This window comes from Cellulomonas triticagri, from assembly GCF_003696205.1.
Lineage (GTDB): Bacteria > Actinomycetota > Actinomycetes > Actinomycetales > Cellulomonadaceae > Cellulomonas > Cellulomonas triticagri.
This window is the reverse complement of sequence record NZ_RFFI01000049.1, coordinates 1-12,193: the sequence shown is the minus strand read 5'-3', so window position 1 is coordinate 12,193 and position 12,193 is coordinate 1. Positions and strand designations below refer to the sequence as shown.

Genomic DNA, 12,193 nt, shown 5'->3' with positions numbered 1-12,193 from the left:
GTGCGGATCGCCTACGCCCCCGCCGGGCGCCGCGACGCCGGGACCGCCGTCGCGCTCGCCCGGCAGGCCGAGGACCTCGGGTTCGCCGAGGTCTGGCTCAGCGAGGACTACCTGGAGCGCGGCGCGTTCGCCGTGGCCGGGGCGGTCGCGGCGGCGACGTCGCGGGTCGGCGTCGGGCTCGGCGTGATCAACCCGTGGACCCGGCACGTCGCCCTCACCGCGATGGAGTGCGCGGCCCTGGACGAGGTGTCCGGCGGCCGGCTCACCGTGGGGCTCGGCGCGAGCAACCAGGGCTGGATGGAGGGGCGGCTCGGCATCCCGTTCGCGAAGCCGATCTCCACGCTCGAGGCGTACACGGCCGCGCTGCGCCGGCTGCTCGCCGGGGAGGTCGTGCGCGAGGAGGTCAACGGGCTGCCGCTGGACGCCGGGCTGTCGTTCGCGCCGCTGCGCACCGACGTGCCGCTGTACCTCGGGGTCAAGGGCGAGCGGGCGCTGTCCGTCGGCGCGCGCGTCGCCGACGGGCTGATGCTCTCGGTGCTGTCCACGCCCGCGTACGTGCGGTGGATCCGCGAGCAGCACCCGCGCCCGGACCTGCGCCTCACCGGCTACGCGGCGTTCTCCTGCGACGACGACGGCGCGCTCGCCCGGGACCGGGTGCGGTCGCGCTCCGCGCGGTTCCTCGGGATGCACGGGGCCTCGCCGATCACCGCCGTGCCCGGGCTGCCCGCCGACCGCGCCACCGCGCTGCGGGAGCGGCTGCTCGCGGGCGCCGACGGCGCGGACCTGGTGGACGACGACGTGCTGCGCACGTTCACGCTCGCGGGCACTCCCGACGAGGTCGCCGCGGGGATGCGCGCGTTCGCGGACGCCGGGCTGGACACCCTCGTGGTGATGGACGACGGCGTCTCCCCCGCGGCGCCCGCGCTGGACGCCGCCGCCGCGTGCGCGCGGGCTGCCGGCCTGCTCGCGTGACGGTCGCCGTCCTGGCCCCGGTCCTGGCCCTGGTCCTGATCCCGGGGGCGACGCCGTCAGGCGCGCGCGGCGTCCTCGTCCAGCGCCGCGCTGCCGTGGCTGTCCGCGCTGATGCCGAGCGCGAGCCCGCCCACGGCCAGCACGGCGAGCGCGACGTCGTGCACCCGGTGCAGGTCCAGCCCGCTGAGCTCGTGCACCCGGCGCAGCCGGTAGGCGACCGTGTTCGGGTGCACGACCAGGCGCCGCGCCGTCTCGGGCACCGACAGGTCGGTCGCCAGGTGCACGCGCAGGGTCTCCACCAGGTGCTCGTGCGCGGCGAGCGGGCGCAGGTAGCGGTCCTGCACGTTGACCACCATGCGCGGGTCCCGCATCGCGAGGACCTCCAGCAGGACGCCGGAGAACAGCACGACGTCGCGCTCCACACCGCGCCGCCGGGCGACGGCCAGCGCGCCGATCGCCTGGCGGCAGGACCCGCCGACCGCCGCGAGCCCCCGCCGCGGCTCCCCCACCGCGCCCAGGGCGGCGACGGCGGTGCGTCGCCGGTCCAGGCCGGCCGCGAGGCGGGTGCCGAGGTCGGCGACCGGGCCGTCGAACGGCAGGGCCAGCACGACCACGGGGCTGCCGTCGTCCTGCCGCACCACCCCGGACAGGGGCGACGTGCCGGTGACCGCGTGCAGGTGCGCGACGGCGTGGTGCCGGATCTCGGCGACCCGCGCCGGGTCGACGTCGCCGTCCTCGTCCACGGGTCCCGCGGGCGCCAGCGCGAGACCGACGACACGGGTCGCGTCGTCCACACCCAGACCCAGGGTGCGCACCAGGCGGGCCAGGTCGGCCGGGTCGATCGGCTCGCCGCTGACGAGGCGGTTCATCAGGTCCGGCTCCGTCAGCACCGTGCGCGTCGCGATCCGCTGCTGCATCTCGGCGTAGGTGCGCAGCATCGCGCCCTCGAGCTGGTCGAGGACCGTCACCACCTGCTGCTGCCCGGCACGCAGCGCGCCCACCGGGACGTGCATCCGGGCGCAGCGCGCCTGGAAGGTGTCCACGAGGCTGCGCTCGGCGTTGCGGTACGACTGGATGATCGCGGCCTGCGCGACGCCCTGCAGCGCGCGGCGCTCGCCGTTCGCCGCGGCGGTGGCGAGCTCGGCCTCCGACGGCGGCCGGTCCTCCATCACGCAGACCAGCACGTTGAGGATCGAGTCCCGCACCTGCCCGGACAGGTCGCCCCGGTCGACCACGACCTGCGGGTACGCGGGGACGCTCCGCCAGACCCGGTCGGTGATCTCGCCGATGATCTCCTCGAAGTCGGCGACCATCGACCGGGCCACCCGCAGCACCGCCTCGGGGCTCCTCGCCATCACGTCTCCCGTCGTCCCGCCCCCGTGCGCGGCACGTCGCCCGACCACCGCCCGGCCGCCATGGTCGCAGCCCCGTGTGTCCGGCCCGTGTCGTCCCCCGCACCCCGCCCCGCACCCCGCCCGCACCACCGGAGGACCGCATGACCGCCCAGATCGGGTACGCCGCCATGAGCGAGCAGTTCCACCCCACCGAGCTCGTCGACCTGTGCCGCGCGGCCGAGGCCGCCGGGTTCACCGGCACGATGGCCGCCGACCACTTCCAGCCGTGGGTGCCCGCGCAGGGGCACGCGCCGTTCGTCTGGAACCTGCTGACCGCCGTCGGCGCGGCGACCACCACCGACCTCGGTCCGGGCGTGACCTGCCCGTCGTTCAAGATGCACCCGGCGATGGTCGCGCAGGCGTCCGCGACGCTCGCCGCGATGTACCCGGGCCGGCACTGGCTCGGGCTCGGCTCGGGCGAGGCGCTGAACGAGCACGTCGTCGGCGGCTACTGGCCCGAGGCCCCCGACCGGTTGCGCCGCATGTGGGAGGCCGTGGAGATCATCCGCAAGCTGTTCAGCGGCAAGGAGGTCAAGCACCGCGGCGAGTTCTTCACTCTGGAGAAGACCCGGCTGTGGACGCTCGACGAGGCGCCGCCGATCTACATCGCCACCGCGGGCCCGATCACCGCGAAGCGCACCGGGCGCGAGGTGGACGGCATCATCACGCCCGGGGCCACGCTGGAGAAGGTCGGCGGGATCCTGGACAGGTTCGCCGAGGGCGCGCGCGAGGCGGGCAAGGACCCGGACGCGATGCCGAAGATCCTGCAGCTGCACCTGTCGTGGGCGCCGACGCACGAGGAGGCCGTCGCGAACGCCATGACCGAGTGGCCGAACGGGGGCATGAAGTTCCCCAAGGGCGACATCCGCTCGCCCTACGACTTCGAGCAGATGGCCCGGCTGGTGCGCCCCGAGGACTTCGAGGGCCGGATGCTCGTGTCCGCGGACCCCGACGCGCACCGCGCCGAGATCCAGCGGTTCGTGGACGCCGGGTTCACGCACGTGTACCTGCACAACGTGGGGCGCAACCAGCGCGAGTGGATCGACGTGTTCTCCCGCGAGGTGCTGCCGGCGCTCGTGCGCTGAGCGTCGGCAGCACCTCGCTGCGCCGCAGCAGGCTCGTCTTGCCGATCCCCGGCTCGCCGCGCACGACCAGCGCGCCGCTCTGGCCGTTGCGCGCACCCAGCACGACGCCCGCGACCCGGTCCAGCTCGGCGGCCCGGCCGAGCAGCGCCCGCGCGGGAGCCGTCATGGACGCCCACGATGCTGGACGCGGGTACGCGCTGTCCAGGGGTGCGCCGAGGGCTGGGCGAGCGCACCACCGGGTCCCGACCGGCGGTCAGACGACGTTGTAGTGCCGCAGGCGCGCGCGGCCGGACTCCACGTCGAGGACCGTGAGGCTCGGGGCCCCCGCGGGGACGAGGTGGGCCGCGCCGAGGCCGAGGCCCACGTCCAGCGCCGCCCGGACCACGCCGCCGTGCGCGACCACGAGCACCGGACCGGGCAGCGCGGCGGCGTCGTGCAGCGCGGCCGCCACCCGGTCGCGGGTGGACGCCGCGGGCTCGCCCCCCGGCGGAACCACCTCGCCCGCGCGCCAGCGGGCGTAGTCCGGGCCGATCTCGTCCGGGGTGCGGCCCTCCCAGTCGCCGAGCCCGTGCTCGGCCCACCGGTCGTCGACCAGCGGTTCGGGGGCCGCGTCCCACCCGCTGACCAGGATCGCGGCGGTCGAGCGGGCGCGGGCCAGCGGGGACACCACCACGGTGCGCGGGGCCCACGCCGCCACGGCCGGGGCCAGCGCGCGGACGTCCGCCCGGCCCTGCTCGCTGAGGTCCACGTCGGTCCGGCCCTGCAGGCGGCGCTCCCCCGTCCAGGCCGTGGCGCCGTGCCGGACCAGCAGGACGGCCGTCACAGCCGCGCCCCGTCCGGGCCGAACAGCGCGGCGGGCACGGCCGGCAGCCGCAGCCGGGTGCGGGTCCCGGGCTCGACGCGGCGGTCCGCGACGACGGTGATCCGCTGCGGGCCGGCGTCGGTCTCGCCCGAGCCGGCACGGCCAGCCGCGACCGCCGGGACCAGGCCGGTGACGAGGTGGTCGCCCGCCGCCGGGGTGGACTCGACCACGTCCAGGTCGACCTCCCCCTCGGGGTCGAGGCGCAGGTCCTGCGGGCGGTACATCGCGTGCCGGGCGGTCGCGCCGCCGGGGACGTCGGCCAGGCGCAGGTCCCCGCGCCGCAGCACGCCGTCGCGGGTCTCGCCGGCCAGCAGCACCGCGGGCGGGTTGCCGAGGAAGCCCGCCACGAACGCCGTGGCGGGGCGCTCCAGCAGCTCGGTGGGCGTGCCCACCTGCTCCAGGCGGCCGTCGCGCAGCACCGCGACGTGCGTCGCCAGCGCCAGGGCCTCCACCTGGTCGTGCGTGACGTAGACGCTCGTCGCCCCGGTGGACCGGTGCACCCGGCCCAGCAGGTCGCGCGTCTCCACCCGCAGCCGGGCGTCCAGGTTGGACAGCGGCTCGTCGAACAGCACGACCTCCGGCCGGGGCGCGATGGTCCGGGCGATGGCGACGCGCTGCTGCTGCCCGCCGGAGATCTGCGCGGGGCTGCGGTCGGCGAGGTCCGCGATGTCCAGGGCGGCCAGCACCTCCGTGACCCGCGCCGTGCGGTCCGCGCGCGACCAGCGGGCGACGGCCAGCGGCCAGGCGACGTTCTGCCGCACCGACATGTGCGGCCACAGCGCGTAGCTCTGGAACACCATGCCGGTACCCCGCCGCTGCGCGGGCACGAGCACGCCCGCCGCGGGGTCGGCGACGACGCGGTCGCCCAGCCGGATCCGGCCCGAGGTGGGCTCCTCCAGGCCCGCGAGCATCCGGAGCGTGGTCGTCTTGCCGCAGCCCGACGGTCCGAGCAGCACGAGGAACGCGCCGGACGGGACGTCGAGGGTCAGGTCGGCGACGGCGGTCGCGGCGCCGAACCGCTTGCCGAGGCCGTCGAGGGCGAGGGTGGTCATGGTCAGGACTCCTTGCGGCCGGGCTCGAGCCGGCGGGCGAGCAGGGTGGCCGTCACCGCGATCAGCGCGATGACGAGGGTGATGGCGTTGGCGTGCTGGGTGAAGCCCTCGGAGGCGTACCGGAACGTCGTCATCGACAGCAGCGGCGTCGCGGGCGTGACCAGCAGCACCACCACGGACAGGTCGCGGACCATCGTCACGAACACCAGGACGGCGCCGTTCGCGAGGCCGCGCGACACCAGGGGCAGGGTGATCCGGGCGAACCGGCGGGGTGCGACCGCGCCGGTCAGCACGGCCGCCTCGTCGAGCTCGCGGGACACCTGCCCGAAGGCCGCCCGCGCGGTCTGCAGGGCGAACGGCAGGCTGGCCGCGACCCCCGCGAGCACGAGGATCGCGAACGTGCCGTACAAGGCGGGCAGCGGGCCGGTCGGGGCGCCGAACTGCGCGATCACCGCCGCGCCGAGGGCGACACCCGGGATGAGGAACGGCACGTAGCCGAGCAGGCCGACCGTCGCGTGCAGGGCACGGGCCCGGGGCAGGGCGCGCAGCACCGCGGCGGCCAGCGCCCCGAGCACCACGGCGCACACCGCGACGACGACACCGAGCCGCAGGGTGCCGCCCAGCGCGTCGAGCACGGTGGGGTCGCGGAGCACGCCGCGCAGCCCCTGCGCGACCGACGGGTCCGACTCCCCCACCCAGTAGTGCCAGGTGAGGCCGCCGTCCAGGCTGCCGCTGCGGCGCAGCACGGTGCTCAGCGCGAGCACCACGCCGGGCACGACGGCCGTGGCCGCCACCAGCGCCCAGGCCAGCGCGGCCAGGGGCAGCCGCGCGGCACCGGTGCGGACGAGGCGGGCGCGCGTCGCCTTGCCCGTGATGGTCGAGTAGGACCGCCCCGCTGTCAGCCGGTTGCCGACCAGGAGCACCAGACCGGCGACCACGACCAGCACGATCGACAGCACGTAGCCGCGCTCCGCGTCGCCGGTGGAGATCGCCCCGTACAGGCGGGTGCTCAGCGTCTGGAACCGCACCGGCAGCCCGAGCAGCGCGGGGACCGCGAAGTTCGACACCCCCTCCGCGAACGCCAGCAGGAAGCCGGACAGCACGGCGGGCGCCACGGACGGCAGCACGATCCGCGTCGCGACGCGCAGCCGGGACGCGCCGGTGAGCTCGGCCGCCGCGACGACGTCGCCGCCGACGTTCGCCAGCGCCGCGGCGATCACCAGGTAGCTCAGCGAGAAGTAGTGCGCGACCAGGGTCAGCACCACCGGCACCGGACCCCACGCGAGCCAGTCCGGCACCGCGACGCCGAGCGCCGCCAGCAGCCCCGGGTTGCCGCCGACGCGGTCGTTGCGGAACACCGTCTCCCACGCCAGCGCGAGGGCGAAGGACGGCAGCGCGAACGGCACCGCGGCCAGGACGCCGATCACCTTGCGGCCGGGGACGTCGGACAGCACGACCACCCAGGCGAGGAACGCCCCGAGCACCGTGGCGAGCACGCCCGTGCCCAGCCCGACCAGGAGGGAGCCCCGCAGCGGCTGCCAGAGCAGCGCGTCCGCGAGCGGGCCCGAGGCGACGTCGCCCCAGGCGCCGTCCGCACCCGGCCCGACCGTCGCCCGCACCAGACCGCCCAGCGGCAGCGCCACCAGCAGGACCAGGACCGCGACGACCCCGGCGGCCAGCCACACCACGGGCCGCCGCGCGGCGGCGGCACCCCGTGCCGTCGCCGCACGCACGACCGACCTCACTGGACGGTGAGCAGGAAGTCGGCGACGTCCCCGCGCCGGGCGGCGGACGCCTCCGGGTCGATCTCCCACGCGCCGAGCTCGTCCAGCGAGACCGCGTCGGCCGGGGCCTCCACGTCGGTGCGTGTCGGGTAGTCACCGGCGACGTAGAAGGGCTCGAAGCCCGGTCCCCCGGTCCCGGAGTCGTCGCCCATCAGGAAGTCCGCCAGGAGGCGGGCGGCCGCCGGGTTCGCCGCGTCAGCGGTCACGCCGATCTGCGCGGGGAACGCGATCCCCGGCGACGGGGCGACGCCGGCGGCGACCTGCAGGGCCCAGCCCTCGTCCTCGTTGTCGCGGCGGTCCGAGTACGACGTGAACCCGACCGGCGGCGCCGCCTGGCCTGTGGCGCCGACCGCGGCGTTCACGGTGTCGGTGTCGTCCACCAGCACCGCGTCGTTCGCGTACAGGTCCGCGAGGAACTGCAGGCCCGCGTCCTCGACGCCCTCGTCCAGCACCAGCGCCTCGCCGGTGTGCTCCTCGTACGCGGCGGCCATCTCGTCGGCCCGCAGCGAGAGCTCCGTCGCGAGGTCGAGGTAGTCGCCCCGGACGTTCGGGTCCACCAGCACGACCTTGCCCGCCCACTCCGGTTCGGTCAGCGCCCACAGGTTCTGCACCGGAGACCCGTCGGGGTACGCCTCCTCGTTGTACATCAGCACCTTCGTCGACAGCCGGTTCGCGACCAGCGGGGACCGGTACTCCTCCGGCAGCGCGCCCGCGACCCGCGGCGGCACGTACGGCACCAGCACGCCGTCCGCCAGCAGCTCGGTCACCACGACCGGGGCGTCCGAGACGTACGCGACGTCCGCCGTCGCCGAGCCGGCGGCGTGCTCGCTCGCCAGCCGGGTGATGAGCTCCGTCGAGGAGATGTCGCTCGCGACGACGTCGATGCCCGGGTACTCGGCCTCGAACGCCGCCTCGACCTGCGCGATGCGGCTGGTGAACGCGTACACGGTCACGGTGCCCTCCTCCTGCGCGCGCTCCACGAGCTCGTCGTGGGTGAGGGCGTCCCAGTCGGTGGTGTCGGGCTCGGCGGCCGGGGAGCCCGCGCCGCAGGCCGTGAGGGCGGTGAGGGCGAGCGCCAGCGGGACCGCGGCGAGGGCGGTGCGGGTGCGGGTGCGGATGCGCGAGGGCATGGCGGGTCCTGTTCTCCGAGGGGTGGCGTGCGGGGGCACGAGGGGTAGGACGGGCGGGACGGGTGGGACGGGCCGGTCTGCGGGGGTCAGGCGTCGAAGCGCTCCAGGAGCCGGCCGAGGCGGTCGAGGGCGCCGATGACGCGCTCGGGCGCCCGGCGGGCGAGGGTGAGGACCAGGGCGTTGGCGATGGCCATCGGGACGGTGAGCGACAGGTAGGCGTCGTCGTGGCCGCGCGGCGCGGCGAGGATGACGTCCGGCTGCGGGACGACAGTCAGCAGGGTGTCCGTCAGCAGGGCGGTGACCGCACCCGCGGCCGCCGCCTCCTCCAGGACCGGGCCGAGCAGGTCCGGGACCCGCCGGAACGCGCACACCAGCAGCACGTCCCCCGGGCCGAGCCCCGCCAGGTGCTCCGCGACCTCGCGGGGCTGGGACACGGCCGCGCCGGAGGCGACGACGCCGGAGCGGCGCAGCCGCCGGACCAGCAGCTCGACCAGGGCCGTCGCGTTGCCCTGGCCGAGCACCAGCACCCGGCCCGCGGCGGCGATCCGGTCCGCGAGGTCGTCGAGCTCGTCCTGGGTGACGTGCCGCGGCACCTCCGCGAGGGCCGCGACTTCGTCGTCCACCAACCCGCGCAGCACGTCGTCGGGGTGCCGGTCGAGGCGCTCGCGGACCCGCTGGGACGGTCCGTCCCCGGCGAGGTAGTCCCCGCGCAACGCGTCCCGCAGCCGCGGGTAGCCGTCGAACCCGAGACGCTGCGCCATCCGCGTCGCCGCGGACTGGTGCAGGCCCAGCGGTTCGGTCAGGTCGGCGGCGGACCAGAACGCGGCCTCCGCGGGCCGGGCCTGGAGCACCGCGACGAGCCGGCGGTCGGTCGCCGTGAGGCGGTCGCCGCGGCCCTTGGCGAGGTCGGTGATGAGCACGTTCCGGACGCTAGGTGCAACGGGACTTGCATCGAGCGCAAGCCGAGCACGTTCACGTGCCGTTCACGGACCTGCCGTCCGGCGGTCGCCGGGCGGGCCACCTGACGGCCCCGCGACGGCCCTGCCACGGCCCTGCGACAGTCCTCCGACGGCCCCGGCCGGCCCGTCGGGTTCCCGATCCGGCCCGTTCTCACCCTGTGACGACACCCACGGGCGGCTCCGTTCAGGTGCCGCGGGCGCGGGCCGACGGGAGAGGACGAGCCGCACCACCCCCGGCGGCGCCCACCACCCCCCTTGGAGGCCTCCGTGCCCGGCACGAGCCCGACCGTCCCCACCCGCTCCCCCTGGTTCGCCAGCCGCCCGATCGCCGTGAAGATCGGCGCGATCGTGGCCGTCCTCACGATCGTCGCGGCCGGCATGGGGGCGCTGGCCGTCGCGAGCGTGCAACGGCTGGGGGCCGGGCAGGCGACGCTCTACGAGGAGGACGTGCGTCCCCTCGACATGCTGGACGAGATCCAGCGCACCTTCCAGGGCACCCGGACGCGGGTGAACCTGTACGCGTTCACGCCCGCCGCGGACCGTCCCGCGCTGGCCGAGGAGATCGCCGGGCGCGAGGGCGACCTCATGGCGCTGCTGGACGAGTACGCGCCGCTCGCCTCCGACCCGGAGCGCGCGGAGCACGCCCGCACATCGGCCGCCGCCTACCACCGGGCGTTCGCCGAGGAGTTCGCGCCGGCCGTCGACGCCGGGGCCACCGACGAGGAGCTGCAGGTCGTCTACGAGGCGTCGGTCTACCCGACCGGGGACGCCGCGCTGGAGGACGTGTCCGCGGAGTCGGAGGCCAAGGCCGAGGCCGCGCGCGTCGAGTTCGAGACCGGCACCGCGCTGGTGTCCAGCACCCGCACCACCCTGGTCGTCGCCCTGGTCGCCGGCATCGCCGTCGCGCTCGCGCTCGCGGTCCTCGTCACCCGGCAGATCGTGCGCACCGTCGCCGAGGTCGGCCGCTCCGTGGAGGCGCTGTCCCGCGGCGACCTCACGCGCACGCCGCAGGTGCGGTCCGACGACGAGCTCGGGCGGATGGCCCGCGCGCTCGGCACCGCGCAGGAGTCGCTGCGGACCACGCTGGCGTCCGTCGCGGGCGTCGCGACCTCCGTCGCCGGGGCCGTCGAGCAGATGTCCGGCGCGAGCAGCCAGGTCCTCGCCCGGTCCCGGGACACCTCGGCGCAGGCCGGGGTCGTCGCCGCGGCCGCCGAGCAGGTGTCGCGCAGCGTGCAGACCGTGGCCGCCGGCGCCGAGGAGATGGGCGCGTCCATCCGGGAGATCGCCCAGAACGCGTCCCAGGCCGCGCGCGTCGCGGGGCAGGCCACCGAGGCCGCCGCCGTCACCAACGACCAGGTCGCCCGGCTCGGGGCCTCGTCGCAGGAGATCGGCAACGTCGTCAAGACCATCACCTCCATCGCGGAGCAGACCAACCTGCTGGCGCTGAACGCCACCATCGAGGCGGCCCGTGCGGGCGAGGCGGGCAAGGGCTTCGCGGTCGTCGCGGGGGAGGTCAAGGAGCTCGCGCAGGAGACCGCCAAGGCCACCGAGGACATCGCGCGCCGCGTCGAGGCCATCCAGGGCGACACCACCGGCGCCGTCGCCGCGATCGGGGAGATCGCGGGCATCATCACCAGCATCAACGACTACCAGCTCACCATCGCCTCGGCGGTCGAGGAGCAGACCGCCACGACGACGGAGATGTCCCGGTCCGTCGCGGAGGCCGCCACGGGCTCGGGCGAGATCGCCACGAACATCACCGGCGTCGCCTCGTCGGCGGAGACCTCCGCGGGCGTGCTGGAGCAGGTGGAGGCCGCCGTGCGCGACCTCGCCACGCAGTCCGCGGACCTGCGCCGGCAGGTCTCGGCGTTCACGTACTGACGTCGCACCACCCGTCGTGACGGCGGGCCACCTCGGCGCCGGGGCACGACCCCCGGCGCCGAGGTGCGGCCCCGCCGGGTCCCGGCACAGGATGGGAGCATGACCGCTCCCCGACCGCGCCGCGTCCCGCGGCTGCTGATCGCCCACGCGGTGGTCGTGATCGTCCTGTCCCTCGTCCTCGTGCTGCTCGCCGTGCCCGAGGCCCCCGACGCGAACATCGGTGCCGGGCTCGCGTACCTCGCGGTGCTGCCGTTCGGGCTGCCGTGGACCGCGCTGCTGCTGCTCGCGCCGCCCACCTGGCCGAGCGGGGCGCTGCTCGCCTGCGCCATCGGCGCGGCGGTGCTCAACGTGGTCCTGCACGGGCTGCTGCGGGTGCACCTCGCGCGGCGGCAGGCCGCCCGCGACGTCGCGCTGCCGTCCGGTCCGGCCCCGGCACGGCCCCGCTGAGCGCGCTCACCGCGGGCGTGCGCCGGGCCTCGCGCGCCCTGGCCCGCGTCCCCTGGCTCGCCCGCGCCGTGCGCACCACGGTCGCCGCGGTCCTCGCCTGGCTGCTCGTCACCCTGGTCCCCGGGCCGTGGAGCGAGTATCCCTACTACGCCCCGCTCGGTGCCGTCATCGCCTCGTCGGCCTCGGTGCGCGGGTCGACCCGGCAGTCCGCCCAGGCGGTACTCGCCATCGCGGTCGGCGCCGTGATCGCGCGGGTCGTCGACCTGCTCCCCCTGCCCTCTCTCGTCGGGCTCGCCCTCGTCGTGCTGCTCGGCGTGCTCGCCGGCGGGTGGCGGGCGGTCGGCGACCAGCGGTCGTGGATCCCGTCCTCCGCGCTGTTCGTCCTCATCATCGGCAACGCGGACCCGGTGGGCTACGTGTCCGCGTACGTGGGGCCCACGCTGGTCGGCGCGGGGGTCGGCATCGGCGTCTCCGCCCTGCTGCCGCCCCTGCCGCTGACGCCGGCGGACCGCGCGCTCAGCCGGTTGCGCGACGCCGCGGGCGACCACCTGGACGCCCTCGCCGGCGCCCTGCGGGACCCGGCGCAGGAGGTGCCGGGGCCGGCCGTCCTCCGGGGCGCGCGGGACG

At 76.3% G+C, this 12,193-nt stretch carries 12 protein-coding genes; 5 read left to right on the top strand and 7 right to left on the bottom strand.

Features of this window, described 5'->3' with window-relative positions; genetic code table 11:
• Nucleotides 1-972: an LLM class flavin-dependent oxidoreductase gene (locus tag EBM89_RS10295; protein ID WP_158609626.1), complete on the top strand. Its 972-nt coding sequence runs from the start codon at nucleotides 1-3 to the stop codon at nucleotides 970-972.
• A gap of 56 nt (nucleotides 973-1,028) precedes the next feature.
• On the opposite strand, the gene EBM89_RS10290 is transcribed toward EBM89_RS10295, so the two are convergent.
• On the bottom strand, nucleotides 1,029-2,327 hold the full coding sequence (locus EBM89_RS10290; protein ID WP_147463519.1) for a PucR family transcriptional regulator: 1,299 nt from the start codon (nucleotides 2,325-2,327) through the stop codon (nucleotides 1,029-1,031).
• A gap of 140 nt (nucleotides 2,328-2,467) precedes the next feature.
• On the opposite strand from EBM89_RS10290, the gene EBM89_RS10285 reads away from it, so the two are divergent.
• Nucleotides 2,468-3,451 carry a TIGR03557 family F420-dependent LLM class oxidoreductase gene (locus EBM89_RS10285; RefSeq protein WP_122149347.1) on the top strand — a complete coding sequence of 328 codons (984 nt, stop codon included), beginning with the start codon at nucleotides 2,468-2,470 and terminating at the stop codon, nucleotides 3,449-3,451.
• Here the strand turns inward: EBM89_RS10285 and EBM89_RS10280 are convergent.
• The 6 genes from EBM89_RS10280 to EBM89_RS10255 all read right to left on the bottom strand — a co-directional run bounded on the left by EBM89_RS10280 (nucleotide 3,360) and on the right by EBM89_RS10255 (nucleotide 9,199).
• A complete protein-coding gene (locus tag EBM89_RS10280) occupies nucleotides 3,360-3,617 on the bottom strand; it encodes an ATP-binding protein (protein ID WP_122149346.1) in 258 nt (85 codons plus the stop codon). The two genes, EBM89_RS10285 and EBM89_RS10280, sit on opposite strands and share 92 nt — an antisense overlap.
• An 87-nt stretch (nucleotides 3,618-3,704) precedes the next feature.
• On the bottom strand, nucleotides 3,705-4,274 hold the full coding sequence (locus tag EBM89_RS10275) for a histidine phosphatase family protein (RefSeq protein ID WP_122149345.1): 570 nt from the start codon (nucleotides 4,272-4,274) through the stop codon (nucleotides 3,705-3,707).
• On the bottom strand, nucleotides 4,271-5,365 hold the full coding sequence (locus EBM89_RS10270) for an ABC transporter ATP-binding protein (RefSeq protein ID WP_122149344.1): 1,095 nt from the start codon (nucleotides 5,363-5,365) through the stop codon (nucleotides 4,271-4,273). The genes EBM89_RS10275 and EBM89_RS10270 overlap by 4 nt, the downstream gene beginning before the upstream one ends.
• 2 nt (nucleotides 5,366-5,367) lie before the next feature.
• The gene (locus EBM89_RS10265) at nucleotides 5,368-7,098 is read right to left on the bottom strand and encodes an ABC transporter permease (protein WP_199732059.1); all 1,731 of its coding nucleotides are present in this window, start codon (nucleotides 7,096-7,098) and stop codon (nucleotides 5,368-5,370) included.
• 8 nt (nucleotides 7,099-7,106) lie between these two features.
• Nucleotides 7,107-8,279, bottom strand: a complete 1,173-nt coding sequence (locus EBM89_RS10260) for an ABC transporter substrate-binding protein (protein WP_199732058.1) — start codon at nucleotides 8,277-8,279, stop codon at nucleotides 7,107-7,109.
• A gap of 86 nt (nucleotides 8,280-8,365) precedes the next feature.
• Nucleotides 8,366-9,199, bottom strand: coding sequence for a MurR/RpiR family transcriptional regulator (locus tag EBM89_RS10255; protein WP_122149342.1), 834 nt, complete (start codon nucleotides 9,197-9,199; stop codon nucleotides 8,366-8,368).
• A gap of 306 nt (nucleotides 9,200-9,505) precedes the next feature.
• Here EBM89_RS10255 and EBM89_RS10250 point away from each other — a divergent pair, with 306 nt between their 5' ends.
• The 3 genes from EBM89_RS10250 to EBM89_RS21215 all read left to right on the top strand — a co-directional run.
• Nucleotides 9,506-11,119, top strand: a complete 1,614-nt coding sequence (locus tag EBM89_RS10250) for a methyl-accepting chemotaxis protein (RefSeq protein ID WP_122149361.1) — start codon at nucleotides 9,506-9,508, stop codon at nucleotides 11,117-11,119.
• A 99-nt stretch (nucleotides 11,120-11,218) separates the two neighbouring features.
• Nucleotides 11,219-11,566, top strand: coding sequence for a hypothetical protein (locus tag EBM89_RS10245; RefSeq protein ID WP_122149341.1), 348 nt, complete (start codon nucleotides 11,219-11,221; stop codon nucleotides 11,564-11,566).
• A gap of 17 nt (nucleotides 11,567-11,583) precedes the next feature.
• Nucleotides 11,584-12,193: aromatic acid exporter family protein (locus tag EBM89_RS21215; protein WP_500778885.1), on the top strand; the 610-nt coding region annotated here is incomplete at its 3' end.

Coding starts and splice junctions, on each gene's coding strand:
- EBM89_RS10290 (WP_147463519.1), bottom strand. CDS start 2,327: ATGGCGAGGAGCCCCGAGGCGGTGCTGCGGGTGGCCCGGTCGATGGTC.
- EBM89_RS10285 (WP_122149347.1), top strand. CDS start 2,468: ATGACCGCCCAGATCGGGTACGCCGCCATGAGCGAGCAGTTCCACCCC.
- EBM89_RS10280 (WP_122149346.1), bottom strand. CDS start 3,617: ATGACGGCTCCCGCGCGGGCGCTGCTCGGCCGGGCCGCCGAGCTGGAC.
- EBM89_RS10270 (WP_122149344.1), bottom strand. CDS start 5,365: ATGACCACCCTCGCCCTCGACGGCCTCGGCAAGCGGTTCGGCGCCGCG.
- EBM89_RS10260 (WP_199732058.1), bottom strand. CDS start 8,279: ATGCCCTCGCGCATCCGCACCCGCACCCGCACCGCCCTCGCCGCGGTC.
- EBM89_RS10245 (WP_122149341.1), top strand. CDS start 11,219: ATGACCGCTCCCCGACCGCGCCGCGTCCCGCGGCTGCTGATCGCCCAC.